This window comes from Nocardioides sp. GY 10127 (assembly GCF_004919085.1).
GTDB lineage: Bacteria > Actinomycetota > Actinomycetes > Propionibacteriales > Nocardioidaceae > Nocardioides.
On sequence record NZ_STGL01000007.1, the window covers coordinates 315,652 to 341,109 of the forward strand.

The 25,458-nt window shown below is 73.3% G+C and carries 24 protein-coding genes; 11 read left to right on the forward strand and 13 right to left on the reverse strand.

Annotated features, from left to right (window positions below; all coding sequences use genetic code 11):
* Positions 1-43 precede the first annotated feature (43 nt).
* Positions 44-976: a carbohydrate kinase family protein gene (locus tag E8D37_RS13880; protein ID WP_136570549.1), complete on the forward strand. Its 933-nt coding sequence runs from the start codon at positions 44-46 to the stop codon at positions 974-976.
* A 34-nt stretch (positions 977-1,010) separates the two neighbouring features.
* Here the strand turns inward: E8D37_RS13880 and E8D37_RS13885 are convergent, their stop codons facing one another.
* Complete coding sequence (locus E8D37_RS13885) at positions 1,011-1,259, reverse strand: sulfurtransferase TusA family protein (protein ID WP_136570356.1); 249 nt, start codon at positions 1,257-1,259, stop codon at positions 1,011-1,013.
* Positions 1,256-2,419, reverse strand: a complete 1,164-nt coding sequence (locus tag E8D37_RS20595; RefSeq protein ID WP_136570357.1) for an aminotransferase class V-fold PLP-dependent enzyme — start codon at positions 2,417-2,419, stop codon at positions 1,256-1,258. The genes E8D37_RS13885 and E8D37_RS20595 overlap by 4 nt, the downstream gene beginning before the upstream one ends.
* A 461-nt stretch (positions 2,420-2,880) precedes the next feature.
* On the opposite strand from E8D37_RS20595, the gene coxB reads away from it, so the two are divergent.
* From coxB to E8D37_RS13910, 4 genes are all read left to right on the forward strand, one after another.
* Positions 2,881-3,666 carry a cytochrome c oxidase subunit II gene (coxB, locus tag E8D37_RS13895; RefSeq protein WP_240770426.1) on the forward strand — a complete coding sequence of 262 codons (786 nt, stop codon included), beginning with the start codon at positions 2,881-2,883 and terminating at the stop codon, positions 3,664-3,666.
* Positions 3,663-5,399, forward strand: a complete 1,737-nt coding sequence (ctaD, locus tag E8D37_RS13900) for a cytochrome c oxidase subunit I (RefSeq protein ID WP_136570359.1) — start codon at positions 3,663-3,665, stop codon at positions 5,397-5,399. The genes coxB and ctaD overlap by 4 nt, the downstream gene beginning before the upstream one ends.
* Positions 5,396-5,812: a cytochrome c oxidase subunit 4 gene (locus tag E8D37_RS13905; protein ID WP_136570360.1), complete on the forward strand. Its 417-nt coding sequence runs from the start codon at positions 5,396-5,398 to the stop codon at positions 5,810-5,812. Before ctaD ends, E8D37_RS13905 begins: the two co-directional genes overlap by 4 nt.
* Before the next feature lie 177 nt (positions 5,813-5,989).
* Positions 5,990-7,243, forward strand: coding sequence for an Ig-like domain-containing protein (locus E8D37_RS13910; protein WP_240770427.1), 1,254 nt, complete (start codon positions 5,990-5,992; stop codon positions 7,241-7,243).
* A gap of 225 nt (positions 7,244-7,468) precedes the next feature.
* Here E8D37_RS13910 and E8D37_RS13915 read toward each other — a convergent pair whose 3' ends face one another.
* The 4 genes from E8D37_RS13915 to E8D37_RS13930 form a co-directional block, all read right to left on the reverse strand.
* Positions 7,469-9,166: a ubiquinol-cytochrome c reductase cytochrome b subunit gene (locus tag E8D37_RS13915; RefSeq protein ID WP_136570361.1), complete on the reverse strand. Its 1,698-nt coding sequence runs from the start codon at positions 9,164-9,166 to the stop codon at positions 7,469-7,471.
* Complete coding sequence (locus E8D37_RS13920) at positions 9,163-10,287, reverse strand: Rieske 2Fe-2S domain-containing protein (protein ID WP_240770428.1); 1,125 nt, start codon at positions 10,285-10,287, stop codon at positions 9,163-9,165. The genes E8D37_RS13915 and E8D37_RS13920 overlap by 4 nt, the downstream gene beginning before the upstream one ends.
* Complete coding sequence (locus E8D37_RS13925) at positions 10,284-11,159, reverse strand: c-type cytochrome (RefSeq protein ID WP_240770465.1); 876 nt, start codon at positions 11,157-11,159, stop codon at positions 10,284-10,286. The genes E8D37_RS13920 and E8D37_RS13925 overlap by 4 nt, the downstream gene beginning before the upstream one ends.
* A gap of 68 nt (positions 11,160-11,227) precedes the next feature.
* Complete coding sequence (locus E8D37_RS13930; protein WP_136570363.1) at positions 11,228-11,866, reverse strand: heme-copper oxidase subunit III; 639 nt, start codon at positions 11,864-11,866, stop codon at positions 11,228-11,230.
* 297 nt (positions 11,867-12,163) lie between these two features.
* Between E8D37_RS13930 and E8D37_RS13935 the strand changes: the two genes are divergently transcribed.
* Both E8D37_RS13935 and trpD read left to right on the forward strand, forming a co-directional pair.
* Positions 12,164-12,586, forward strand: a complete 423-nt coding sequence (locus tag E8D37_RS13935; RefSeq protein ID WP_136570364.1) for a response regulator transcription factor — start codon at positions 12,164-12,166, stop codon at positions 12,584-12,586.
* 4 nt (positions 12,587-12,590) lie between these two features.
* Positions 12,591-13,625 (forward strand): anthranilate phosphoribosyltransferase, encoded by a 1,035-nt coding sequence (gene trpD, locus E8D37_RS13940; RefSeq protein WP_136570365.1) that lies wholly within the window; start codon positions 12,591-12,593, stop codon positions 13,623-13,625.
* A gap of 23 nt (positions 13,626-13,648) precedes the next feature.
* Here the strand turns inward: trpD and E8D37_RS13945 are convergent, their stop codons facing one another.
* Both E8D37_RS13945 and E8D37_RS13950 read right to left on the reverse strand, forming a co-directional pair.
* Complete coding sequence (locus E8D37_RS13945) at positions 13,649-13,927, reverse strand: Lrp/AsnC ligand binding domain-containing protein (protein ID WP_136570366.1); 279 nt, start codon at positions 13,925-13,927, stop codon at positions 13,649-13,651.
* The gene (locus E8D37_RS13950) at positions 13,924-15,681 is read right to left on the reverse strand and encodes a DEDD exonuclease domain-containing protein (RefSeq protein WP_136570367.1); all 1,758 of its coding nucleotides are present in this window, start codon (positions 15,679-15,681) and stop codon (positions 13,924-13,926) included. The genes E8D37_RS13945 and E8D37_RS13950 overlap by 4 nt, the downstream gene beginning before the upstream one ends.
* A 139-nt stretch (positions 15,682-15,820) precedes the next feature.
* Between E8D37_RS13950 and E8D37_RS20600 the strand changes: the two genes are divergently transcribed.
* The 4 genes from E8D37_RS20600 (at position 15,821) to E8D37_RS13975 (ending at position 20,430) form a co-directional block, all read left to right on the forward strand.
* Positions 15,821-17,347 (forward strand): NYN domain-containing protein, encoded by a 1,527-nt coding sequence (locus E8D37_RS20600; protein ID WP_276606496.1) that lies wholly within the window; start codon positions 15,821-15,823, stop codon positions 17,345-17,347.
* A 107-nt stretch (positions 17,348-17,454) separates the two neighbouring features.
* On the forward strand, positions 17,455-17,694 hold the full coding sequence (locus E8D37_RS13965; protein WP_136570369.1) for a hypothetical protein: 240 nt from the start codon (positions 17,455-17,457) through the stop codon (positions 17,692-17,694).
* Positions 17,695-18,023: 329 nt separating this feature from the next.
* Positions 18,024-19,046, forward strand: coding sequence for an NlpC/P60 family protein (locus E8D37_RS13970; protein ID WP_240770430.1), 1,023 nt, complete (start codon positions 18,024-18,026; stop codon positions 19,044-19,046).
* Between the two features lie 91 nt (positions 19,047-19,137).
* Positions 19,138-20,430, forward strand: coding sequence for a hypothetical protein (locus tag E8D37_RS13975; RefSeq protein WP_136570370.1), 1,293 nt, complete (start codon positions 19,138-19,140; stop codon positions 20,428-20,430).
* A gap of 221 nt (positions 20,431-20,651) precedes the next feature.
* Here E8D37_RS13975 and E8D37_RS13980 read toward each other — a convergent pair whose 3' ends face one another.
* The 5 genes from E8D37_RS13980 to E8D37_RS14000 all read right to left on the reverse strand — a co-directional run bounded on the left by E8D37_RS13980 (position 20,652) and on the right by E8D37_RS14000 (position 25,450).
* Positions 20,652-20,864, reverse strand: coding sequence for a Flp family type IVb pilin (locus E8D37_RS13980; protein WP_136570371.1), 213 nt, complete (start codon positions 20,862-20,864; stop codon positions 20,652-20,654).
* Positions 20,865-21,067: 203 nt separating this feature from the next.
* Complete coding sequence (locus tag E8D37_RS13985) at positions 21,068-21,745, reverse strand: response regulator transcription factor (protein WP_240770431.1); 678 nt, start codon at positions 21,743-21,745, stop codon at positions 21,068-21,070.
* Complete coding sequence (locus E8D37_RS13990) at positions 21,742-23,361, reverse strand: ATP-binding protein (protein ID WP_136570372.1); 1,620 nt, start codon at positions 23,359-23,361, stop codon at positions 21,742-21,744. The genes E8D37_RS13985 and E8D37_RS13990 overlap by 4 nt, the downstream gene beginning before the upstream one ends.
* A gap of 189 nt (positions 23,362-23,550) precedes the next feature.
* The gene (locus tag E8D37_RS13995) at positions 23,551-24,468 is read right to left on the reverse strand and encodes a type II secretion system F family protein (protein ID WP_136570373.1); all 918 of its coding nucleotides are present in this window, start codon (positions 24,466-24,468) and stop codon (positions 23,551-23,553) included.
* A 1-nt stretch (position 24,469) separates the two neighbouring features.
* Positions 24,470-25,450, reverse strand: coding sequence for a type II secretion system F family protein (locus tag E8D37_RS14000; protein WP_136570374.1), 981 nt, complete (start codon positions 25,448-25,450; stop codon positions 24,470-24,472).
* Positions 25,451-25,458: the final 8 nt, after the last annotated feature.

Here is a 25,458-nt window from a genome sequence, read left to right on the forward strand (position 1 = left end):
CGGTCCCCTCCTCGTGGCGGGTTCGATCGCCACCGACCACCTGATGGGCTTCTCGGGCAGGTTCGCCGACTCCCTCGTGGTCGAGCAGCTGGACAAGATCTCGCTGTCGTTCCTGGTCGACGACCTGGAGATCCGGCGCGGTGGCGTGGCGGCCAACATGTGCTTCGGCCTGGGTCGGCTCGGCGTCACGGGCGTGCTCGTCGGGGCCGCCGGCGAGGACTTCGCCGACTACCGCTCCTGGCTGGAGCGGCACGGCGTGGACTGCTCCGCCGTGCACATCTCGGACTCCCAGCACACCGCGCGGTTCGTCTGCACCACCGACCCGACCGGCGCCCAGATCGCGTCCTTCTACACCGGTGCGATGAGCGAGGCCCGCAACATCGAGCTCGGCCCGATCGTCGACCGGCTCGGCACGCCGTCCTACGTCCTCGTCGGCGCCGACGACCCCGAGGGCATGCGCCGGCACACCGAGGAGTGCCGCCAGCGCGGCCTCGCGTTCATCGCCGACCCCAGCCAGCAGCTCGCGTTCGGCGACGGCGCCCTCATCCGCGACCTCGTGGACGGGGCGGCGCTGCTGTTCTCGAACGAGTACGAGTCGCACATGATCTGCCAGAAGACCGGCTGGGAGCCCGACGAGGTCCTCGCCCGCGTCGGGGTGCAGGTCACCACGCTCGGGGCGCAGGGCGTGCGCATCCGCCGCACGGGTCAGGACGACGTGGTGGTCGCCGCGGCCGCCGAGGTCAGCCCGGTCGAGCCGACCGGCGTGGGCGACGCCTTCCGCGCCGGCTTCCTCGCCGCGACCTCGTGGGGCCTCGGCCTGGAGCGGGCCGCGCAGGTCGGCTGCGTCCTCGCCGCCTACGTCGTCGAGACCATCGGCACGCAGGAGTACTCCTTCACCGCGGCCGCCTTCCTGGGTCGCGTCGAGCTCTCCTACGGCGCGGACGCGGCCGCCGAGGTCGCTCCGCACCTGCCCTGACGTCCGTCCTGACGCCCGCCCCGGCTCGCATGCCTCAGGCGAGCCGCCGCACCTGGTAGCGGGCGACCCCGTCGGGGGCGGCGTCCTCGCCCAGGTACTCCTGGCCGCGCATCCGCGCCCAGGCGGGGACGTCGGCCCGGGCCGCCGGGTCCTCGGCGACGACGGCGAGCACCTCGCCGACCGCCACCTCGCCCAGGTGCCGTCCCAGCTCGATGACCGGCCGGGGACAGGGGAGCCCCCGGCAGTCCAGCTCGAGCGCGGGCTGGCCGTCTGGTCCCGTCACAGGCCCACCTCCGCCCGCAGCCGGTCGACGACCCGGGGGAGCACGCCGCAGAACCGCTCCACCTCGTCCTCGGTGACGTCGGGGGCCAGGGAGACCCGGACGTTGCCGTGGGTGAGCGCCCCGACCGCGGCGAGGACGTGGCTCGGCTCGAGCGTGGACGCCGTGCAGGCGGACCCGCTGGCCACGGCGAACCCCTCGCGGTCCAGCTCGCGCACGAGCGCGTCCCCGGGCAGGTAGAGGCACGAGAACGTGAGCAGGTGGGGGAGCCGGTCGACCGGGTCGCCCACCAGGTCCACGTCGGGGAGGGCGGCGGCCGTCGTGCGGAGCCGGTCGACCAGCCGCCGGCGGCGCTCGTCCACGGCGTCCCGCTCGGCCAGGGTGGCCCGCAGGGCGGCGGCGGCGGCGAGGGCGCCCGCCACGTCCGGGAGCCCACCACCGGCGTCGGCCGGTCCGGGCTCGCCCGGGAGCGGGTTCGACCACCGGGCACCGTGGCGCACCAGCATCAGCCCGACCCAGGCGGGCCCGCCCCAGGACTTCGCGCACCCGGCGGCCGCCGACCAGCCGGGCCCGGACGGCAGGTCGAGCAGCCCCAGGCTGGCCGAGGCGTCCACGAACAGGTCGACGCCCTCGGGCAGGTGCACGTCGGCGACCGGCTGGGTCGTCGCGATCTCGTGGTTGGCCAGCTGGAGGGCGGCCGCCGCCACCTCGGGCGCGGCCGCCAGCGCGGCCAGCGCCGCCGGGTCGACGCGGCCGTCGCGGTCGACCGGAGCCTCGCGCACGTCCCCGCCGCGGCGGGCGGTCCACCACGCGGCCGCGTGCCGCACCTGCGCGTGCTCGACGGGCGCCACGACCAGGTCGCGGGCGCCCCGGGCCGCGCGCGCCTCGGCCAGACCCAGGAAGCCGCGGACGACGGCGTCGGCCGGCGGCACGAACCACACCTCGTCCCGGCGCACACCCAGGCACTCGGCGACGACCTCGCGGGCGTTGTCCAGGAGCAGCCGGGCGTCCCGACCAGGGCCGTGCAGCGCCCTCGGGTCCGCCCACCCGCGCGCGAGCGCCGCGTCGAGCACCTCGCGGGCCGCCGGGTGCAGGGGACGCCCGGCCGCCGCGTCCAGCAGCGTGGGTGGTGCGGACCGGTCGCCGGCCGTGTGCGTGCTCACGTCCGCAAGCCTAGGAGCCCGGGTCCGGGGCGGGCCGCGGGCGGGGGCGGTCCGGAATCGGTCGGGCCGGTCCTGACGGACCGGGGGCGGCCCCGCGTCCGCCCGTCGCCTCCCGTGCACCGGACGTCGCGCTGAGAGGACCCCGAGGTGGCGGTGAGAGCCGTCGAAGGGGACACTGTGTGCAGCCCCGGGCGGTTCCTGTGGGTGACCTGGGTGCCAGCGGCGCCCGGGACTCGCTCGAAGGGAACCCGGTGCCGGTGTCGCAGCCAGGCGCACGGTACCCTGCGGCGTACTTCTGTTCGTTTGAGAGGAAGGCTCCAGCGTTGAGTCTGCAGCTCCCGAAGAGGGCTCCGGGTCGCCGGCGCGGGCTCCGGGCGATCGCTCTGGCAGGAACGGGGCTCGCCCTCGTGTCCCTGTCCGGATGCTCGACCGAGACCGCGGGCGAGTGGGAGCGCCTTGCGATGCCCGACCCCATCACGGAGCAGGGCGTCTCGACCCTGCACCTGTGGCAGGGCGCGTGGATCGCCGCCCTGGTGACCGGCGCGATCGTGTGGGGCCTCATCGCCTACGCCTCGATCGTCTTCCGCCGTCGCAGCGACGACGAGATCCCCGTGCAGACGCGCTACAACCTGCCGCTGGAGATCTTCTACACGATCGTCCCGGTGATCATGGTCGTCGTGCTGTTCGCCCACACCGTGCGCGCCCAGGAGGTCGTCCTCGACACCTCCGCCACGCCGGACGTGACCATCGAGGTCACCGGCCAGCAGTGGTCCTGGACGTTCAACTACGGCATCGGTGACGAGGACACGTCGGCCGACGACGACAAGACGGACGACGTCTACCCCTACGACGAGTACGCGTACACCGCGGGCACGCCGTCGGAGATCCCCGTCCTGTACCTGCCCGTCGGCGAGACCGTGCGGTTCAACCTGCACTCGCCCGACGTCATCCACGACTTCGGCGTCCCCGGCTTCCTCATCAAGATGGACGTCATCCCGGGCCGCGTGAACACCTTCCAGGTCACCTTGACCAAGGAGGGCACCTACGCCGGCAAGTGCTACGAGCTGTGCGGCGTCTACCACTCGCGCATGCTCTTCACCGTCAAGGTCGTCTCCCCCGAGGAGTACGCCAAGCAGGTGAAGGCGCTCGAGGACGCCGGCCAGACCGCTGACAAGCCGCTCATCGGTGGCCAGGACGCCTACACCGAGGCCGGCCTGGAGACCGACTCCGAGGAGGACGGCGCATGACCGCCACCGCTGCACCCGTCGGCCTGTCGACCGGCCGCCGCCCCCTGGGCGAGAAGCTCGCGACGATCCTGACCACCACCGATCACAAGCTGATCGGCAAGATGTACATGGTCACGGCGTTCGTCTGGTTCCTGATCGGCGGCGTCATGGCGCTGCTCATCCGTGCTGAGCTGGCCTACCCGGGCCAGCAGATCGTGAACGACGAGCTGTACAACCAGCTCTTCACGATGCACGGCACGATCATGCTGCTGATGTTCGCGACCCCGCTGTTCTTCGGCTTCGCGAACTTCATCATGCCGCTGCAGATCGGCGCCCCCGACGTCGCGTTCCCGCGACTCAACGCGCTGAGCTACTGGCTCTACCTCTTCGGCGGCACCATCGCCGCCTCGGGCTTCCTCACGCCGACCGGCGCCGCCGACTTCGGCTGGTTCGCCTACACCCCGCTCTCGGACGCCGTGCGCTCCCCGGGCGTGGGCGGCGACCTGTGGATCCTCGGCCTGTACCTCTCCGGTCTGGGCACGATCCTGAGCTCGGTCAACTTCATCACGACGATCGTCTGCATGCGTGCCCCCGGCATGACCATGTTCCGGATGCCGATCTTCGTGTGGAACACGCTGGTCACCAGCCTCCTGGCGCTCATCGCGTTCCAGGTCCTCACCGGCGCGATGCTGATGCTGGCCGCCGACCGACTGGTCGGTGCGCACGTGTACGACACCTCGCACGGCGGCCCGATCCTCTGGCAGCACCTCTTCTGGTTCTTCGGGCACCCAGAGGTGTACATCATCGCGCTGCCGTTCTTCGGCATCGTCACGGAGATCCTGCCGGTCTTCAGCCGCAAGCCGGTCTTCGGCTACGTCGGCCTGGTCGGCGCGACGCTGGGCATCGCGATCCTGTCGGTGGCCGTGTGGGCGCACCACATGTTCGTCACCGGCGCCGTGGACGTGGCCTTCTTCTCCGGCATGACGTTCCTCATCGCGGTCCCGACCGGCGTGAAGTACTTCAACTGGATCTTCACGATGTGGGGCGGCTCCATCAGCTTCGACACCCCGATGCTGTGGACCGTCGGCTTCCTCACGACCTTCCTCTTCGGTGGTCTGACGGGCGTCATCCTGGCCAGCCCGCCGCTGGACTTCCACGTGTCGGACTCCTACTTCGTGGTCGCGCACTTCCACTACGTCATCTTCGGCACCGTGGTCTTCGCGATGTTCGCCGGCTTCTACTTCTGGTGGCCCAAGCTCACCGGTCGGATGCTCGACGAGCGTCTGGGCAAGCTGCACTTCTGGCTGCTGCTCATCGGCTTCCACACCACCTTCCTGGTGCAGCACTGGCTCGGTGTCGAGGGCATGCCCCGTCGCTACGCCGACTACCTGCCCTCGGACGGCTTCACCACGCTGAACCAGGTCTCGACGGTGGGTGCGTTCCTGCTCTCGCTCTCGATGCTGCCGTTCTTCTACAACGTGTGGGTCAGCCGCAACGCGCCGCTGGTCAACGTGGACGACCCGTGGGGCTGGGGCCGGTCGCTGGAGTGGGCCACCTCCTCCCCGCCGCCGCGCCACAACTTCCACCAGCTCCCGCGCATCCGCTCGGAGTCGCCGGCCTTCGACCTCCACCACCCGGAGATCGCCGCGCTGGAGTTCGAGCACAACCCCTCGATGGCCGGGTCCCGCACCGACTCGCCTGACGTCGAGGGTCGCGCCGAGATGCTGAACGACGACGAGGGGGGCGCCCGATGAAGGCAGAGACCTGGATCTTCGCCATCTGCACGATCTTCTTCGTGCTGGTGACGCCGGCCTACTGGCTGATCACCTCCGCCGGCGCCACCGGCGGCGACTGGACCGGCACCGTGGCGCTGCTCATGACGGCGCTGCTCACGGCCCTCATCAGCCTCTACCTGGGTGTCATCGCCAAGCGCGGTGGCGAGCGCCCGGAGGACCGGCAGGACGGCGAGATCGCCGACGGCGCCGGCGAGCTGGGCTTCTTCCCGCCCTTCTCCTGGTGGCCCTTCTGGTGCGCGCTGTGCATGGCCACGATCGCCTTCGCGGTCGCCATGTCGGCCTGGTGGCTCGTCGTGATCGCGGCCGTGCCCGGCATCCTGTCGCTCTGCGGCCTGGTGTTCGAGTACTACCGGGGCGAGTACGCCCACTGAGCACCACCTGAGCACGTCCCGCTCGCCACGGCTAGCGGAACCACGAGCCCCGACCGTCCGACGGTCGGGGCTCGTGGCGTTCGTGCCCCCCGTCGGCGGAGGCAGCGCCGGATCGGAGTTCACAGGTCGGCCGCGTAGTCTGGGTGGGTACTGTCCACGACTTGTCCCGGGAGTCCCGTGTCCGACCGTCCGCTCCGCTCCTCGTCCCTGCCCCGTCGAGGCCTGCTGCTCGGCTCGTTGGCCACCAGCGCCGTCGTGCTGACCGCTTGCAACACCGACGACAGCGGCTCGACCAGCGGTGCCGACACCGCCTCGGACAGCGCGGCCGGCTCGTCGGACGGCGCGAGCTCGTCGGCGTCCGACGCGGCCGCCGCGGCGAGCATCACCGTGAACGTGGGCGGCGGCGAGGAGGACGTCCCGGTCTCCCGCCTCGTCACCGTGACCGTCCAGAACGCCACGCTCACCAAGGTGACCGTGAAGGCCAAGGGCGGGGACGCCGTCCCCGGCACCCTCGCCGACAACGGCTACTCCTGGAAGGCGGACGACCGGCTCGAGCCGGGGACCACCTACCAGGTCACCGCCGTATACGTGGACGACGCGGGAAGCCGGGCCACGAAGAAGGTCGTCTTCCGGACGATGGACCTCACGCTGGACCAGCAGACCTACCCCTCGGTTGCGCCCCTGGAGGGCGAGACGGTCGGCATCGGGATGCCGGTGATCGTCACCTTCGACGTGGCCGTCACCAACCGCAAGGCCATCGAGAAGCAGATGAGCGTGACGGCCCAGCCCGCCCAGGAGGGCACCTGGCACTGGATCAGCGCGCACGAGGTCCACTACCGGCCCAAGAGCTACTGGAAGGCCGGCAGCAAGGTCACGGTCGACATCGACATCAACGGCGTGGACGCGGGCAACGGGATCTACGGCCAGCTGAGCCGCACGGTGAACTTCGAGGTGGGCGCCGCCCACATCTACCGGGTCAACGCCAAGACCGACGAGATGAAGGTCTACATCGACGGCGACATGGTGAAGAAGATCCCGATCACCACCGGCAAGCCCGGCTACGAGACGCGTAACGGCATCAAGATCATCATCGAGAAGTACGCCAGCAAGCGGATGAACTCCGAGACCGTCGGCATCTCCGGCGCCGACGCCTACAACATCGCCGGAGTGAAGTGGGCCATGCGGCTCACGTTCTCCGGTGAGTTCATCCACGCGGCACCGTGGTCGGTCGCCGACCAGGGGCACTCCAACGTCTCCCACGGCTGCACCGGCATGAGCACGGAGAACGCCCACTGGCTCTACGAGCGCTCGCGCCGCGGTGACGTCGTCGTCACCACGAACACCAACGGCGACGACATGACGCTCACGAACGGCTGGGGCGACTGGAACGAGTCCTACCAGCAGTACGCGAAGGGCTCCGCGCTGGCCTGACCACGGCCTGGCTTGGATCGACGTCGGGGCAGAGCCCGACGGTGGGGGAGGGGCCGCAGGACGCGAGGCGTCCTGCGGCCCTTTCTTCGTCTGCGATCCGCGGCGCCCGCCGTCGATCCCTGCGCACCAGGGGGCACCTGGGGGCACCTGGGGACACGGAGAAGCCCCGCCCGGTCCGAGGACCAGGCGGGGCTTCTGCGGTGGTGCAGGGTGGTGCTGGAGAGCTCAGTGCTCGGAGGACGAGCCGATCTCGGCGTGCTCCTCGTGGTCGGCGTGGGCCAGGTGGGCCGCCGCCTCGTCGTACTCCTCCTGCGAGGGCTTCTGGACGTTGTCCGCGAACCACAGGCGGGAGAGACGCTCGCGCAGGCCGGCGAAGCGGCCCGTGGGCAGCTGCACGCCGTTCTCGTCCTTGTGGCCGGCGATCGTCCACACCTCGTCGCGCGGGCGCGCGGTGAGGGTGTAGGCGCGCTCCGGGGAGACGGCCTCGTGCTTCTCGCTGTAGCCACCCTCGACCGAGCGCATGAGCACGCCGGTCTCGCGGCCGTGGAGCAGCACCTCGTTGTCGTGGCGCTGGAGCGAGATGCACCAGCGGCGCGTGACGTAGAAGGCGATGGCCGGGCCGACGAACACCAGCACCCGCAGGATGTAGGTGATCTGGTTGATGCTCATGTCGAAGTGGATGGCGATGAGGTCGTTGCCGCCCGCGATCCACATGAGGGCGTAGTAGGTCATCAGCGAGACCATGAGCGCCGTGCGGGTCGGGGCGTTGCGCGGGCGCTCGAGCAGGTGGTGCTCGCGCTTGTCACCGGTGATCCAGCTCTCCAGGAAGGGCAGGAGCAGCAGGATCGTGAACATGACGCCCGGCATCACGATGATCGGCAGGAAGATGTTCCAGGCGATCGTGAAGCTGCCGATGTGCGACTCGATGCCCGGCATGATGCGCAGCGCGCCGTCGGGCCAGCCCATGTACCAGTCGGGCTGCGAGCCGGCGGTGACCTTGGTCGGGTCGTACGGGCCGAACTTCCACACCGGGTTGATCGACAGCAGGCCACCCATGAGGGCGGTCACGCCGAAGACGATGAAGAAGAAGCCGCCGGCCTTGGCCATGTAGACGGGCAGGAGCGGGTAGCCCACGACGTTCTGCTCGGTCCGGCCGGGGCCAGGCCACTGGGTGTGCTTGTGCGCCACCAGGAGGAGCATGTGCGCCGCGATCAGGGCGAGCAGGATGCCCGGGATGAGCAGGATGTGGATCATGTACAGGCGGGGGATGATCGACTCGCCCGGGAACTCGCCACCGAAGAGGAAGAACGAGATGTAGGTGCCGACCACGGGGATCGACTTCATGAAGCCGTCCGCGGCGCGGATGCCGGTGCCCGAGAGCAGGTCGTCCGGCAGGGAGTAGCCGGTGAAGCCCTCGAGCGTGCCCAGGAGCAGCAGCAGGGAGCCGATGACCCAGTTGATCTCACGCGGCTTGCGGTAGGCGCCGGTGAAGTACACGCGGAGCAGGTGCACCATCATCGCGGCGATGAAGAGCATCGCGGCCCAGTGGTGCATCTGGCGCATGAGGAGGCCGCCGCGGACGTCGAAGCTGATGTCCAGCGTCGAGGCCATCGCGTCCGACATGGAGACGCCGCGCAGCTGCGCGTAGGAGCCCTCGTAGGTCACCTCGGACATGCTCGGGTGGTACCACAGCGTGAGGAAGACGCCCGTGAGCAGCAGGACGACGAAGCTCCAGAGAGCGACCTCGCCGAGCATGAAGGACCAGTGGTCCGGGAAGACCTTGCGCAGGTTCTTCTTCATGGCGGTGCCGAGGCCGAGGCGCTCGTCCGCCCAGAGGGCGACCGCGCCGACCTTGGTGGGCTGGCCGCTCACGGCAGCCGTGCCACTCGTGGTCGTCGCGACCTTGCTGGTGTCGATGCTCATACGTCAGCCTCTCCCTGGTCGCCGATGTCCTTGGAGTCGCGCTCCCAGTAGCTGGGACCCACCGGCTCGGTGAAGTCGCTGCGGGCGATGAGGTAGCCCTCGTCGTCCACGTCCAGCGGGAGCTGGGGAAGGTGCCGGCCAGCGGGGCCGAAGACGACGCGGCCGGAGTCGGCCAGGTCGAACGTCGACTGGTGGCAAGGGCACAGCAGGTGGTGCGTGGTGCGCTCGTACAGGCTGATCGGGCAACCCACGTGGGTGCAGATCTTCGAGTACGCGACGATGCCGTCGACGGACCAGTTGTCGCGGCCCTCGCCCGGGATGATGTCCTCGGGCTCCATCCGGACGACCACGATCGCGGCCTTCGACTTCGCGATCTGGAGGGCGGCGCCCTCCAGATCCTCGTAGCCGTTCTCCTTGGTCGGGAAGATCGCCTCGGGCTGGGCGTTGACGAGGTCGCCGATCTGGAGGTCGGAAGCCTTGACGGGGGTGCCCACGGCGTCGCGGACGACGCGCATGTTCTTCTCCCACACGGTGTGCTCCAGGCCGGCGCCGGGGTAGTCGGCGTTGGCCGTCACCTGGGCGTTGGTCTCACCCAGGTCGCGGAGCATGAGGATGGGGGAGAGGGCGACGACGCCCACGGCCGCGAAGAGTGAGTTGCGGACCAGCGGACGGCGGCCGATGCCGGAGTCCTCGAGGCCGGCCTGGAGGGCGGCGAGGGTCGCTGCCCGGTCCTCCTCCGGCGAGGCGATCGCGTGGCGCATCTCGACCATCTCGTGGTCGCTCATGAGCTTGCGGGCCCACTGGATGATGCCGGCGCCGATGAGCAGCAGGGCCAGGCCCAGGAAGACGCCGAGGCCGACGTTCGAGGCGCCGAGGCCGAGGATCGTCGTCCAGTCGTCGCCGACGTTCGCGGTCACGTAGACGGCGATGAAGGCGATGACGCAGACGATCGACAGCATGAACATGCCGACGATCTGGCGCTCCGCGCGCTTCTCGGCCTTCTCATCTACGTCCGTGGGACGCCAGGTGTGCTCCGGCAGGCCGGGGTCCGTCACCGGCTCGACCGAGGCCGGGGTGTCGGGGTGCCCGTCGTGCGGGTCGGGGGAGGTCAGGTCGCTCACGCCGTGGCCTTCTTCCTCTTCGAGCGCGTGGTGTGGGCGGCGATCCAGACCGCGAAGCCCACCATGGAACCGATGCCGACGACCCAGGCGAACAGGCCCTCGGCCACGGGGCCGAAGCCGCCGAGACCGAAGCCGCCGTAGCCGGTGGCGTCGTCGAGCGAGCCGAGGTACGCGATCACGTCGCGCTTCTCCTCCGGCGTCAGGTTGCCGTCGCTGAAGCTCGGCATCTGCTGCGGGCCGGTGAGGAGGGCCTCGTAGATGTACTTGGCCTCGACGCCCCGGATCTGGGGGGCGTGGCCGCCGCGGGGCATGGCGCCGCCGGAGCCCTCGAAGTTGTGGCAGGCGGTGCAGTTGGTGAGGAAGATCTGGCCACCGCGGACGATGGCGGCCTCCTGCTCCTCGTCGGTGAGGTCGTCGATCGAGTAGTCGCTCTCGTCCGGCGTCGAGGGGCCGGGGCCGAGGGAGGCGACGTACGCGGCGAGCGCGTCGATCTCGTCCTGCGTGAAGGCGGTCTCCTTGGCCTCGGCCTGCTGGCCGGGCTGCGCCATCGGCATGCGGCCGGTGCCGACCTGGAAGTCGACGGCGGCGGAGCCGACGCCGACCAGGGTCGGGCCGTACTCGTTGCCGTCCGTGGTGGTGATGCCCTGGCCGTTGGAGCCGTGGCAGCTGGAGCAGCTGACCAGGAAGAGCTGGCGCCCCTCCTCGACCTGGGTGTCAGTGGTCGCGGCCTTCGTCGCGGCGGCCGAGGACGTGGCCCCGGTCGCGAGCAGCGAGTAGAGCGAGCCCGCGGCCACCAGGCCCAGGAGCAGGACGACGGCGCCCGCGAGACGGCCACGGCGGTGGCGGGACAGTCGTCCGGCGGAGCGGTTCAGGAAACGCACAGTGGAGGTCCTCGATCAAAGGGGATGTATCAGACTAAGCCCAGGTGGTGCTCAGGCGTTCACTGCAGGATGTAGATCGTGGCGAACAGGCCGATCCAGACGACGTCGACGAAGTGCCAGTAGTAGGACACGACGATGGCGCTGACGGCCTGCTCGTGGGTGAAGCGTCGGGCCAGGTAGGTGCGGCCCAGCACCAGGAGGAAGGCGATGAGACCGCCGGTCACGTGCATGCCGTGGAAGCCGGTGGTCAGGTAGAACATGGAGCCGTAGGCCGACGACTGGATCGTCAGGCCCTCCTGCACCAGGTTCGAGTACTCGACGGCCTGGCCGCCGATGAAGATCGCGCCCATCACGTAGGTGAGCAGGAACCACTCACGCAGGCCCCAGCCGCCGATGGCGAGGATCGAGCCCTTGCGCCCGACCTGGCCGCGCTCGGCGGCGAACACGCCGAGCTGGCAGGTCACGGAGGACAGCACCAGGATCGTGGTGTTGGCCAGCGCGAAGGGCACGTCGAGGTGCGCCGTGTTCTGGGCCCAGAGCTCCGGGGAGACGGACCGGATAGTGAAGTACGCCGCGAACAGGGCCGCGAAGAACATCAGCTCGCTCGAGAGCCAGATGATCGTCCCGACGCTGACCATGCTCGGTCGGTCGTGCTGCCCGTGAAGCCGGGATGCAGGGAGAGAAGCCGCAGTCGCCACGGGAGCATTATGAACGAGGACCCTGGGCTCGGCATACCGGGTCCCTCAAGTCGGCGCGTCTCACACTCGACGGCCTGGTTCTCCTGACGCGTGGGTCCCGGTGATTCCGGGGGTCCAGGGGGTCGCCGGCGGGTCTGCGTCTCCTCCACGGTGCTGCGCGAGGACGTGAGGCGGCCCTGCGGCGGCTGGGCGTTCCCTGTGCGTGCTGCCCGGTGCCCGTGAGCGGAGCGGCGGTGGGTCCGTGTCGAGGGGCGTGCCTCTGGTCCGCGAGGCGCCCGCGGGGCCTACGATGGCGCCGTGAGCGACGCTTCCGACTCCCGCGCCCCGCTGACGGTGCTCGTCTACAGCGACGACGTCAGCACCCGCCAGCAGGTCATCCTCGCCCTGGGCCGCCGCCCGCACGCGGACCTGCCCGAGGTCCAGTACGTCGAGGTGGCCACCGAGCCCGTCGTCGTCCAGCACCTCGACCGGGGCGGCATCGCCCTGGCGATCCTGGACGGGGAGGCGGTCCCTGCCGGCGGCATGGGCATCGCCAAGCAGATGAAGGACGAGCTGAGCGACTGCCCGCCGATCCTGGTCCTCACCGGGCGGCCGCAGGACGCGTGGCTGGCCACCTGGTCGCGGGCGGAGGCGGCCGTGCCGCACCCGCTGGACCCGGTCCAGCTGGCGGAGGCGGCCACCGCGCTGCTCCTGCCGCGCGTCCCCGCCACGCAGGCCTGAGGCCGTGGCGGCCTCCACTCCCACCTGGCCCGACGTCCTCGGCGGCCTGGTCGCCGGTCGCGACCTGGCGCCGGCCGAGTCCGCCTGGGCGATGGGCGAGATCCTCTCCGGTGACGCCACCCCCGCCCAGGTGGCCGGCTTCGCCGTCGCGCTGCGCGCCAAGGGCGAGACGGCCGACGAGCTGACCGGTCTCGTCCAGGCGATGTACGACCACGCCACCCCGATCTCCGTGCCGGGTCGGCTCCTGGACATCGTCGGCACCGGCGGCGACCGGTCCATGTCGGTCAACATCTCCACCATGTCCGCCATCGTGGCGGCGGGGGCCGGCGCGACCGTGGTCAAGCACGGCAACCGCTCGGCGTCCTCGAAGTCCGGCTCGGCCGACGTGCTGGAGGCCCTGGGCATCCGGCTCGACCTGCCCGCCGACCGCGTGGCCGAGGTCGCCTCGGAGGTCGGGATCACCTTCTGCTTCGCCGCGGCCTTCCACCCGGCCATGCGGCACGCGGCGGCCCCGCGGCGCGAGCTGGGGATCGGGACCGCCTTCAACCTGCTGGGGCCGCTCACGAACCCGACCCGCCCGGCGGCCCAGGCGATCGGCTGCGCCGACCCGCGCCTGGCCCCGGCGATGGCCGAGGTCTACGCCGCCCGCGGGGTGGACGCGTGGGTGGTGCGCGGCGACGACGGGCTCGACGAGCTCACGACCACGACCACCACGTCGGTGTGGGTCGTGCACGACGGCGCCGTGAAGACCCTCACGGTCGACCCGATGGCGCTGGGCCTGGCCGCGGCGACGGTCGAGGACCTGCGCGGCGGCGAGCCGGCCTACAACGCCGACGTCGCCCGTGCGGTGCTCGCGGGGGACAAGGGCCCGGTGCGGGACGCCGTCCTGCTCAACGCGGGCGCGGCGCTGGCCGTGCACGGCGACCCGGGCGGCGAGCCTCTGGCGGCCCTGGCCGCGGGGATGGAGCGCGCCGCCGAGGCGATCGACTCCGGGGCCGCGGCCTCCACGCTCGAGCGCTGGGCGGCCGCGACCGCCTGACGCCGGGTGTGGGCAGGGGCGGCTCAGTCGAGGCCGACGGAGAAGGTCTGCTCCAGGTCGAGGCGCGAGTAGGCGCGGAACGCGATGTGGGTCTCGGTCGAGAGGACGCCGGGCACCTTGTTGAGGCGGTCGGCCACCACGGAGGCGACGTGCTCGACCTCGCGGACCCGCACGAGCGCCACCAGGTCGATGGTGCCGGTGACCGAGTAGACCTCGCTGACCCCCTCGAGGGCGGCGATCTGCTCGGCGACCTCCGGGATGCGGTCGACGTCGGCGTTGACGAACACGATGGCGGTGATCACGCGCCCGATCCTACGACCGTCTCGACGCTGACCAGGGAGAGGGAACGGCCGGCGCCCGCGACGGGGCAGGTCCACTCGCCGTCCACGTCGACGAGGCGGACGCCGGGCTGCTCCAGCCAGCGCAGGACCTTCTCGGTCTCCTCGGCGTAGGCCGCCGGCACCGGGCCGGGGGCGTCGGCCAGCGCCGGGTCCAGCGTCTCCGCGCTCGCCCGGAGCCCGGCGACCCAGTCGTGGGCGTCCGCCCCGGCCGGGATGACGCCGGCGGCGGCCAGACGGCCGCGCCGCACCACGTGCACGGCCCAGCGCCCGTCGTCCTCGCGCCGGGCGGCGACGACCTCGGGGCACGAGGTGAGGGAGCAGAGCCGCTGGGTCCGGGCCGCCGCCCGGACGAACCCGGCCAGCCGGTCCCGCTGGCGCCCGGCGTCCTCGAAGCGCTCGAGCTCGGCGAGGTCGGCCATGCGCCGGACGAAGAGGTCCACCACCGCGTCCGGGCGGGTCGTGAGCGCGTCGCGGAGGGTGCGCACGACGGCCCCGTAGGTGAGGGCGTCCACGGAACCGTCGCAGGGGGAGAGGCACCGGCCCATCTCGGCCAGGGCGCACGGGGTGCCGCGGGGCTCCCGGCCGAGCCGTTGGCTGCACTGCCGCACGGGGAAGGCCTCGTGCAACGCGGTCACGCACTGCTCCGCCACGGCCTTGGAGCCGAAGGGGCCCAGGTAGTCGGCGTCGTCCTCGAGGACCTTCGTGACCAGGCTGAGGCGCGGCCAGGGCTCGCGGGTGAGCTTGACGAAGTGGGTGCGCTCGGGGTGCCGGGAGCGGCGGTTGTAGCGGGGCTTGTGCTCCCCGATGAGCCGCAGCTCGCGGACCTGCGCCTCCAGCGGCGTGGCGCAGACGATGGCGTCGACCCGCTCGGCCAGCCGCACCATCTCGCCCATCCGGCTGCGGGTCTCGCTGGCGGTGAAGTACGAGCGGACGCGGCGGCGCAGGTTCGTCGAGGTGCCCACGTACAGCACGCGCTCGGAGGAGTCCCGGAAGAGGTAGACCCCCGGACGCTCCGGCAGTGGTTCGGCGAGGTGCCGCTTGCGGCGCTGCGCGGCCGTCACCTTCGAGGTGTAGGTCTGGAGCTCCTCGAGGGTCTGGACCCCCAGCGAGCCGAGGCGGCCCAGCAGGCCGTGCAGCACGTCCACCGTTGCGCGGGCGTCGTCGAGCGCGCGGTGGTTGGGGGTGGTGCTGGAGGAGAAGAGCCGGGCCAGGGACGAGAGCTTGCAGTTCGGCGCGTCGTCCCGGGTGACGAGGCGTCGCGCGAGCCGGGCGGTGTCGAGGACCTCGAAGCGGGGCCACGGCCGCTGCTGCTGCGCGGCGAAGTGCTGGAGGAAGCCGACGTCGAAGGGTGCGTTGTGGGCGACCAGGACGCAGCCGTGGGCGAACTCCAGGAAGCCGGGCAGCACGGTCTCGATGCGGGGGGCGCCCACGACCATCGCGTCGGTGATACCGGTGAGGACCGTGATGAAGGGCGGGATCGCGCCGCCCGGGTCCACGAGGGTCTGGAACTCGCCGAGCACCTCGCCGCCGCGGACCTTCACCGCCCCGATCTCGGTGATCATCGAGCCCTGGGCGGCCGAGGCGCCCGTCGTCTCCAGGTCCACCACGCAGAACGTGAGGTCGTGCAGGGGGCGGCCCAGCTGGTCGAAGGAGCGCTGCTCCTCCCACCGGGCGGGGGTGCCGCCCGCGGCGCCGGCGGGGGTGGGGTGGTGCATGGGAGCGACGCTAGGCGTCGCCACCGACAGCGGCCGGGACGCGCGCCGCCGGTGGCCCTAGGGTGGACGCGGGAGCGACGGGTGTCGCCCGAGCACCGGGCCGTGGGCGCGGTGGGTGACGTGGAGGAGGCCGGTGGGCGTGGGTCCGGTGGACGGGGGCGAGGAGCCGGACGGGCGCGCGTCGGTCGGCCCCGTCGAGCCCGTCGGCCCGGTCGGCCCGGAGGTCTCTGCGCTGCCGGAGCCGGTCGCCGCGCGCCTCGTGGCCCTCGTGGCCCCCGTGCTGCCCGACGTCGCCCAGCTGCCCCCGTCGCTGCGCCGCGTCGCGACGTTCGCCCCGCAGCGTCGGGCCCGGCTCGGTGGCGCGGCCGTGCTCGACGCGCTGGCCGACGACGCCCTGAGGCTGCGCGTGGCCCACCGGGTCGCGCTCGCCGTCGCGCCGCTCGCCGACCAGACGCCCGACCAGACGCCCGACCAGGCACCTGCCCACACGCCGGCCGAGACCGCCGCCCGCGCCTGGCTGCTGCGGGAGGACGGGTGGGACCACCGCCTGCGCGACGCCCTGGGCGAGCTGGCCGCCGAGGAGGCCGACCGTGAGGCAGGGGAGATCGAGCGGCTGCGTGCCCGGGTGGAGGCGGCCGACGAGGCGCTCGCGCGCGTGCGCGCCTCGGCCCGCGCGGACACGGACGCCCTGCGAGCCGAGGTGGCCGACCTGCGGCGCCGGCTGGGCGCGGCCCGCGCCGAGCTGCGCCGCGAGCGCGCCGGCGACACCGCCCCGCAGGCGCCGGCGTCCGAGGAGCCGCGGGAGGCCGGGGTGGTCCCGGAGGCCACGGAGACTGCCGAGACCGCCGAGACCGCCGAGACCGCCGAGACTGCGGAGGACGTGCGCGCACGGCTGCGGGCCAGCGAGGCCGAGGTGGGTCGGCTGCGGACGCTGCTGGCGGCCGCGGGCACCGGGACCGGCACGTCCCGCACCGCGACGCCCGCGTCGCCCTCCACGCCCTCGACGCCCTCCACGCCCGCGTCGGTCGGCGCCCCGGGGACGCCGGTCGCCGAGGAGCCGGCTCCCTCGCGCGCGGCCCGCGCGGAGCAGGACCAGCGGGCCCGGCTCCTGCTCGACACCGTGATGGACGCGCTCACCGGGCTGCGCCGCGAGCTCGCCCTCCCGCCGCTGGTCGGCACCCCGGGCCGGCGCGCCGAGGACGCCATGGCCACCACCGAGCCGGCGGGTGCACCCGGCGGCGGTGCCGGGGTCGTCTCGCCCGCCCTGCTGGAGCAGTACCTGTCCGCGCCGCGGGCCCGCCTCCTCGTCGACGGCTACAACGTCACCCGCAGCGCCTGGCCCTCCTCGACGCTGGAGGCCCAGCGGGCCCGGCTCCTGCGCGACCTGGCGCCGCTGGTGGCCCGCACGTCGGCCGAGACCACCGTCGTCTTCGACGCGGCCGACGCCGACACGCGACCGCCCGCGGCGGTCCCGCGCGGGGTGCGGGTGCTCTTCAGCCCTCCCGGCGTCATCGCGGACGACGTGCTGGTCGACCTCGCCGCGGCGGAGCCGTCCGGCCGGGTCGTGCTCGTGGTCAGCGACGACCGCGAGGTCCGGGACCGGGTGCGGGCCCGGGGGGCGCGCCCCGTCCCGACCGCCGCGCTGCTCGGCCTGCTCACGCGCTGAGGCACGCGTCCCTCACCCCGTTCAGGGCCCGGAACAGGACCCGGGCCAGGACCCGGTCCAGCCCGGTCCGGGGGCCGCTGTCGGTGGTCGGTGCCACGGTGTGGCCCATGACGACGAGGATCGACTGCGACACCTGCGTGGTGCGGGGGCTGGCCTGCCGGGACTGCGTGGTGACGGTGCTGCTGGGGCCGCCCCCGGAGCTGACGTTCGACGAGGAGGAGCGCGCGGCGCTGGACGTGCTGGCCGCCGGCGGCCTGGTCCCGCCGCTGCGGCTGGTGACCCCGGTGGTGCCGCCCGCGCAGGAGGAGCTCCCGGGCACGGGTGCCGACGGCGCCGCGTCGGCCTGACGGCCCCGTCCCGCGACGGTCCGAGGCCCCTCGCGGCCCGTCCGGACGACCTGTCCTCGGCCGGAACCTCGCCCACTCAAGGTAAAGACTGGGGTATTTGGCGTGGATCTTTTGGACTCCGGCGGTGCCTCCGTCTACTTTCGGGGAGGTGCCGCGCCCACCCGAACGGGGGAGCGGCCGCGAGTCCCCCGCCGAGGTGGGGCTCGCCGGGGGAGTGGATCGGCCCGCGTCGACGACGACGTGGACGGTCGGGCCCGTGGCGGACCAAGCGTCCGCGACGCAGGCCGCGCGCCCCGGCCACGTAGTCGACCCGAGGAGAACCCGCACCCGTGCACACCGGCCGTCAGCGTCTTGCCGCAGCAGCCGTCTCCGCGCTCCTCGTGGGGGGAGGCGTGTTCTGGGTGACGAGCCCGGCGCAGGCCGACCCGACCACGATCAAGCAGGCGCAGGAGCGGGTGGACACCCTCTACCGCGAGGCCGAGCAGGCCTCCGAGCGGCTCAACGCCGCCCGGCTCGAGGTCAAGCAGATCCGGCGCCAGCTGGCGTCGCTGCGGGCCGACGAGAAGGCGCAGGCGGAGCTCACCGACGCCGCCAAGTCGGAGGCGAAGGACGCGATGCTGCGTCAGTACGAGGGCCAGGACATGAGCGCCGTCAGCTCCGTCGTGAGCTCGGCGAGCCTCGGTGACTTCCTCGACCAGGTGTCGACGATGGACTCCTACAGCGACGTCACCGACCAGCTCTACGCCGACTACAGCACCCAGGCCCGTGCCCTCACCCTGCGTGAGAAGGCCACCGAGCGCCGGGTGAAGCGGCTCGCCACCCTCCAGTCGTCGCTGGCCGACGACAAGGAGGAGATCGACACCAAGCTCGCCGCGGCGCAGTCGGTGCTCTCCGGCCTCAAGGCCGCGCAGCGCGAGAAGCTCGAGGCCAAGCAGGAGGCCGCCGCGGCGGCCGCCACCTCGACCGCCGAGGCGACCGCGACCACCACGACCGCCAAGGTGTCGGGCTCGGCCGCGGCGGTCGTCGCCTACGCCTACGCCCAGCTCGGCGACGCCTACGTCTACGGCGCCTCCGGCCCGGACGCGTTCGACTGCTCGGGGCTCACCATGATGGCCTGGGCCGCCGCCGGCGTCTCGCTGTCGCACTCCTCCTCGGCCCAGTACAACGAGGGCACCCACGTCGCGGAGAGCGACCTCCAGCCGGGTGACCTCGTCTTCTACTACAGCCCCATCAGCCACGTCGGCATCTACATCGGCAACGGCCAGGTCATCGACGCCGCGAACCCCAGCACCGGGGTGCGCGTGACGACCCTGCACTCGATGCCGTACGTCGGGGCCGTCCGCCCGGGCTGACCCGGCCGCGGAGCAGCACCTGAGCGCGCCGACGGTCCCCGGGCCTGAGCGGACCTCGTCCGCCCGACGCAGGGGGCTGCTCGTCGTCCTGGTGGCGCTGGCCCTCGCGGTCGGCGGCTACGTCGTGGCCACGCGCCTCGACGGACCCCGGGTGCTCACCGGACCGACCGCCGCGGGCTCGACCGGTGCCGTCTCGGGCGCGCCGTCCGGGCTGGCCACGCAGGCCCTGGCGGACCTGTCCCGTGCGGTGACGCGCGGTGACGCTGCCGCCGTCCGAGGGCTGGCGCCCGCCGACGACGACACCGCCGCGCGCCGGTTGGCCCAGGCCGCCTCGGCGTCGGCGAGGATCGGGCTCACCGCCACGTGGCGGTTCCTGGAGCAGGACACCGCGCCCGACGCCGACGGCACCTGGACGGCCGCGGCCGAGCTCACCTGGCGCTTCGACGACGTCGACGCGCGGGCCGCGCGGGCCGAGGTCTCGGTCCGCCTGAGGACCGTCGTCGAGGACGGCGCGGAGCGGGTGGCGGTCGTCGACCCGGCCGTGGGCGCGGACGACGCAGGCGACGCAGGCGACACGGGTGCCACGAGCGACACGGGTGCGACCGGGACCCGCGTCCCGGTGTGGCTCGGCGGGCAGGTCGTCGTCCGGCGATCCGCGCACACCCTCGTCGTCGCGTCCGCCGACGCCCCGCTGGCGCCGGCTCGCGTGGCGGCCCTGGCCGTGACGGCCCGGGAGCAGGCCCTGGTGTCGCTGGCCCCGGGCGAGCGGTCACGGGCCGTCGACCTCGTGCTCGAGGTGCCCGCCGACGAGGCGGGGCTCGACGCAGCGCTGGGCGCCTCCGTCGGCACCTACGCGGGCGTGGCCGCCGTGACGGCCCCCGTGGACGGGCGCACCGCGAGCGGCGCGCTGCACGTCCTGGTCAACCCCGACCAGCTCGACCAGCTGCGGAGGGCCGGTGCGCAGGTGGTCCTCACCCACGAGGCCGTCCACGCCCTCACCGACGCCCCCTCCAGCCTCGCCCCGCTCTGGCTCGTCGAGGGCTACGCCGACGAGGTGGCCCTGCGGCACGTGCGGCTCCCGCTCACCGTGACCAGCGCCGAGCTCGTCGCCCAGGTGGACGACGCGGGGCTGCCGAGGAGGCTCCCGGCGACGTCCGACTTCGACGTCTCTGCGACCGACCTCGGTGCCGCGTACGAGGCCGCGTGGACGGTGTGCCGTGTCCTGGCCGAGCGCGCGGGCCAGGACGGGCTGCGCCGGGTCTACGAGCGGGTCGGCGCCGGTGAGGCGCTCGGGCGGGTGCTGCGCGCGGAGGCCGGCTGGAGCCGGGCGGACCTGGTGCGCGCCTACCGCGCGGAGGTCCGGCGGGTCGCCGCGCTGTCCTGAACCCTGGACCATGGGCCCGGAGACCGGAGACCGGAGACCGGAGACCGGAGACCGGAGACCGGAGACCGGGGCCCGGGACGCAGCGACGCCCCGGACGAGAACGTCCGGGGCGTGCGGCGCTGCCGAGTCAGGGCGCGGCGGCGGGTTGTGCGGGCGCCGGCCCGCTCGCCGCGGTCGGGGGGTCGTCCGGGGCGAGCAGGCCGGCGTGTCGGGGGAGCCGGTCAGCCGGCGGGGCAGGCGACCCCGTTGTTGACCGACTCGCAGGTGTCGCTGAAGGCGCTGGCGACGACCGGGCCGAGCGCGAAGACGGCGACCGCGATGATCGCGGCGATGCCGGCGATGAGCAGGCCGTACTCGACGGCGGAGGCGCCGCGCTCGTCGTCCTCGCGGGCGGGCAGGTAGAGGCTGAGCAGGGCGGACAGGTAGGTGATCATCTCGGGGGCTCCTGGGGGCGGCTCGAAGGGGGAGGGTGCTGCGAGGATCTGGCGGTCGGACCGCGGGGAGCCCGGTCCGTCCGTGAGGTCCACTCTGCTCCTCGCCGGTGCCCCCGCGGATCGGGTGAAGAGACGAAGGCGGGTAGTCCGTTCGGACTACCCGCCTTCGACGGCCGGTGGGGCGGGGCGCCCCCGGCCCCGGCTCAGGAGCCCCGCGGCGGTGCCACCGTCGACAGGAGGCCCATCCGCATCGCCGTGACCAGGGCCTGGGCCCGGTTCTGGGCGCCCAGCTTCTGGTAGATCCGGGCGATGTGGCTCTTGGCCGTGGACTCGCTCATGTAGAGCCGGGCGCCGATCTGGCCGGCGCCCAGCCCGTCGGCGAGCAGGACGAGGACCTCCTGCTCGCGGTCGGTGAGCCGGCTGGTCTCGGAGGTGCCGCGGCGCATCATCGCCCCCATGAGGCCCGAGCAGCTGAAGGAGCGGGGCGAGACGGCCGCGGTGCGGGCGGCCTTCACCACCTCGTCGCTGGGGGCGTCCTTGCCGACGAAGCCGGACGCGCCCGCCTCCATGGCCGCGAAGATCTGGTCGTCGCCGGAGTGCATCGTCAGCACGACCAGCCCCACGGCGTCCGACTCCTTGCGCACGGCGCGAACGATGTCGAGCCCGGTCCCGTCCTGGAGCTGGAGGTCGGTGACGACGACCTGGGGACGGGCCGCGGCGTAGAGGCTGAGCGCCTCCCGCACACCACCGGCGCGGGCGACGACCCGCATGTCCGGCTGGAGGTCGAAGACCCCGGCGAGGCCGTTGCGGATGAGCTCGTGGTCGTCGACCACCATGACGGTGGTCCGGGGGTCGGCGGGGGCGTGGGGGTGGTCGGTCACGAGGCCACCTCTCTCTGGTCGTCTCGGGCGTGCGGGGGCTCGGGGTGGGCGCCGGCGGTGAGGCCGCCGGCCCGCAGGCCGCCGTCCTCGGCGCAGAGGGTGACGGTGACGGTGGTGCCGCCCTCGGTCGGCTCGTCGATGGCGAGGTCGGCGCCGACGAGGCTGGCGCGCTCGCGCATGATGGCCAGCCCGTAGGAGTCGGCGCGGGCGTCGCCGAGGCCGCGGCCGTCGTCGCGGACGGTGATGGTGGCCCGCGGCGGTGCGACGTGGCAGGTCACCCGGATGACGCTGCACCGGGCGTGCTTGACGGCGTTGTTCACCGCCTCCTGGGTGACGCGGAAGAGCTCGGCCTCGACCTCGGGCCGCAGCCGCTGGGGCTGCTCGTCGAGGGTCACCTCGATGGGGATGCCGGAGACCTGGCTCATGTTGCGGGCCACGGCGCTGATCGCCGAGCCCAGGCTCTCCGCGGCGCCGACCGTGGTGCGCAGGGTGAGCACGGAGCGGCGCACCTCGGTGACGACGGCCGTCACCCGTTCGCGCAGCAGGGCGAACTGCTCCCGCTGCGCCGGCGTCATGGCCGTGAGGGCGAGGGCGTCGACGACGTAGCCGAGGGAGGCGATGTCCTGCGCCACGCCGTCGTGCATCTCGCGGGAGAGCCGGCGGCGCTCGTCGGCCGTCGCGGCGTCGCGGAAGGCGTCGAAGAGCAGGGCCGCCTCGAGGGTGACGACGATGTCCGCCACGAGGTCCGCGACCCCCACCAGCCGACGCTCGATGGCGGGGTCGCCGAGCCGGACGCGGTCGGAGAACGTCCCCGCGAGGACGGCGATCAGGCGGTCCTCGCTGTGCAGCGGCACCGCGAACGCGTGGCCGTCCCGCTCCACCTCCCCGCTCGCCCGGCAGGTCTCGGCGACGAGGCTGCACTCCAGCAGCGCGTCGTCGTCGAAGGACTTGGTGACCAGCGGCCGGAGCGTGGGGCCGCTGGGCAGGTAGACGGCGAGGACGGAGGTGGGCAGCTCGTCGCGGACGGTGGAGAGGAGGTGGCCGCCGGTGCTGGCCGGGTCCAGCCCGGAGGAGAGCCCGTCGGTGAGGTCGTTGAGCTGGCGCAGGAGGGCGCTGGCGTGCCGGTAGGGGGCGAGGACGTCGGGCTGGGCGTTCGTGACGTGCAGGAAGGTGGCCACCAGGCCGAGGCCCAGCCCCAGGACCGTCCAGGTGAAGATCGAGCCGACCGTGTCGGTGGAGACCGGGGCGGTCGCCGCCGCCGCGAGGGTCACCGCCACGATGCCGGACGTCGCGCTCAGCAGCATCGAGGGCAGTCCGCGACGCAGGCCGGCGAGGAGCGGGGCGAGGGCGGTCGCCGCCAGCAGCGCCTCGGTCTCGTGCACGGTGAGGCCGGCGACCACGCCGACGATGGCCGCCTCCAGCGCGGTGGACCAGCCGGGCACCGCCGCCGGCCGGGTGAGCGCCAACGTCGACGTCCCCCAGACCATCGCGATGCAGCCGAGGCCGACGACGGCCGTGACCTCGCGCGTCCAGAGGACGGGGCCCGCCATGGCGAGCAGGGCGAACACCCGGATGGCCAGGTCGAACCTGACGGTGCCGTGGGTGGGGTGGAGCATGCGGTGCCTCGGATCAGGCTGGGGTGTGGGGGGACCGTGGGGGACGGCCGTCGGTGTCCGACCGACCCTGGCATGCTCTCACCGTCCGGGCGGGCTTGTCCCCGGGAAGGCAGCAGTCCGACCCGGTCCGCAACGCACGGTGGGGAGGGGCACGGACCGCCCGGCCGCGGCGGCTTCCGAGGAGGGCCGTCAGAACGTGTCGAGCACCGAGAGCACGGCAGGGCCCATGATCACCACGAAGAGCGCCGGCAGGATGCACAGGACGAGGGGGATCGTGATCTTGACCGGCACCTGCTGGGCCTTGGCCTCGGCGCGCTGGCGGCGCTTGATCCGCATCTCGCCCATCTGCACCCGCAGCACCTGCGCGATGGGGATGCCGAACCCGTCCGCCTGCACCATCGCGCCGACGAACTGCTGGAGCTCCACGACGTCGGTGCGCTCCGCGAGGGCCCGCAGGGCCTCCGAGCGCGAGGAGCCCAGCTGCATCTCCCGCAGCAGCCGCGAGAGCTCCTCGGCCACGGGGCCGGTGGTCCGGGAGGCCACCTGCTGGAGGGCCGCGTCGAAGCCGAGACCGGCCTCGACCGAGATGGCGAGCAGGTCGAGCGCGTCCGGCAGGTCGCGCCGCAGCCGCTCGGAGCGGTCGTAGCCGCGCTGGTAGAGGTACAGGTCGGGGGCGAGGAAGCCGACGGCCGCCCCCGCGAGCACGGCGAGCAGGACGACGGTCGGACCCAGCCCGAGGACCCAGGCCGCCAGCGGGGCGAGCACCGCACCCGCCGCGGCCAGGGCCAGCTTGGCGCCGACCATCTTCTCCGGCGTGTGCCCGGCCGGGTTGCCGGCGAGGTCGAGCCGGTGGCGCAGCCGCTCGGCGGTGTCGGCGCCGGTGAAGCGGCGGGCCAGGCGCAGCCACCGTGCCCGGAGCGGGCGGACGACGCGCTCGCCGAAGCTGCGCTCGGAGTCCTGCTCGGCCCGCAGCTCGGCCGGCGCGCTCGAGAGCGCCTCGATGACCGCCAGCGAGCGCCCGACGCCGGTCTCCGGCGCGGGGCGCGAGGCCACCGCGAGCAGGCCGAGGGCGAGCAGCACGAGGAGGAGGGCCAGCACCAGCGTCATCTCAGACCTCCACCTTCACCAGGCGGGACATCCAGAAGATGCCGACGGCCAGCAGGCCGACCCCGGTGGCGAGCAGGATGAGCCCGCGCGGGTCGGTGAACAGCGGCATCACGTAGTCGCGCTGCGCCACCAGCAGGTAGAGCGCGAAGAGCGGCGGCAGGACGGCCAGGACGAGGGCGGAGAGCTTGCCCTCGGCGGCCAGGGTCTGCACCTGGCGGCGCAGGTACTCCCGCTCCCGCATGGTCGCGGCCACCCGTTCCAGCAGCTCGGCCAGGTTGCCGCCGACCTGCCGCTGGATGCGCACGGCCATCACGACCCAGGCGAGGTCCTCGCTGCCGAAGCGCTGCGCGACCCCCTCGAGGGCGTCCTCGAGGGGGACACCGAGCCGGGTCTCCACCAGCGCGCGGCGGAACTCGCCGGCGACAGGGGCCACACCTTCGCGGGAGACGGTGTCGACGGCCTGGCTGAGCGACTGGCCGGCGGCGATCGCCCCGGCCAGCATCTGGAGCGTGTCGGGGAGCGCGGCGCCGAACGCGGAGCGTCGCCGGGCGGCGCGCACCCGCAGGACGAGCCAGGGGAGGACGGCGCCGAGGGCCACGGCCAGCACGACCACCAGGACGTCGCCCGCACCCAGCAGGAGCCCGACCGCGCCGGCCACGACCACCACCGCGACGTGCCCGACCAGCCACTCGGCGGGCCGCAGGCCGCTGCCGGCGGACTCGAGCCGGGCGGCGATCCGGGTCTCCAGGGTCCGCTGCCGGCTCAGGAGGTCGGCCGCCGCGTCGGTGGCGCGCTCGCGCACCGCCGGGCCCTCGCGGCCTGGCTGCGCCGGCGAGGAGACGGCCCGGACGTAGGCCTCGACCCGGTCCCCGGGGGTCGTCACGCGCGGGCGGGGCACCAGGGCCACGAGCAGGGCGACGAGCGCGGCGGCGACCGCGCCGACGCCCGTCAGCGCCAGCCACAGGGGCGGGAAGGTGTCCATGCCCGCCC

Coding starts and splice junctions, on each gene's coding strand:
- E8D37_RS13880 (WP_136570549.1), top strand. CDS start 44: ATGGGCTTCTCGGGCAGGTTCGCCGACTCCCTCGTGGTCGAGCAGCTG.
- coxB (WP_240770426.1), top strand. CDS start 2,881: ATGCCCGACCCCATCACGGAGCAGGGCGTCTCGACCCTGCACCTGTGG.
- ctaD (WP_136570359.1), top strand. CDS start 3,663: ATGACCGCCACCGCTGCACCCGTCGGCCTGTCGACCGGCCGCCGCCCC.
- E8D37_RS13905 (WP_136570360.1), top strand. CDS start 5,396: ATGAAGGCAGAGACCTGGATCTTCGCCATCTGCACGATCTTCTTCGTG.
- E8D37_RS13915 (WP_136570361.1), bottom strand. CDS start 9,166: ATGAGCATCGACACCAGCAAGGTCGCGACGACCACGAGTGGCACGGCT.
- E8D37_RS13950 (WP_136570367.1), bottom strand. CDS start 15,681: ATGCACCACCCCACCCCCGCCGGCGCCGCGGGCGGCACCCCCGCCCGG.
- E8D37_RS13965 (WP_136570369.1), top strand. CDS start 17,455: ATGACGACGAGGATCGACTGCGACACCTGCGTGGTGCGGGGGCTGGCC.
- E8D37_RS13980 (WP_136570371.1), bottom strand. CDS start 20,864: ATGATCACCTACCTGTCCGCCCTGCTCAGCCTCTACCTGCCCGCCCGC.
- E8D37_RS13990 (WP_136570372.1), bottom strand. CDS start 23,361: ATGCTCCACCCCACCCACGGCACCGTCAGGTTCGACCTGGCCATCCGG.
- E8D37_RS13995 (WP_136570373.1), bottom strand. CDS start 24,468: ATGACGCTGGTGCTGGCCCTCCTCCTCGTGCTGCTCGCCCTCGGCCTG.
- E8D37_RS14000 (WP_136570374.1), bottom strand. CDS start 25,450: ATGGACACCTTCCCGCCCCTGTGGCTGGCGCTGACGGGCGTCGGCGCG.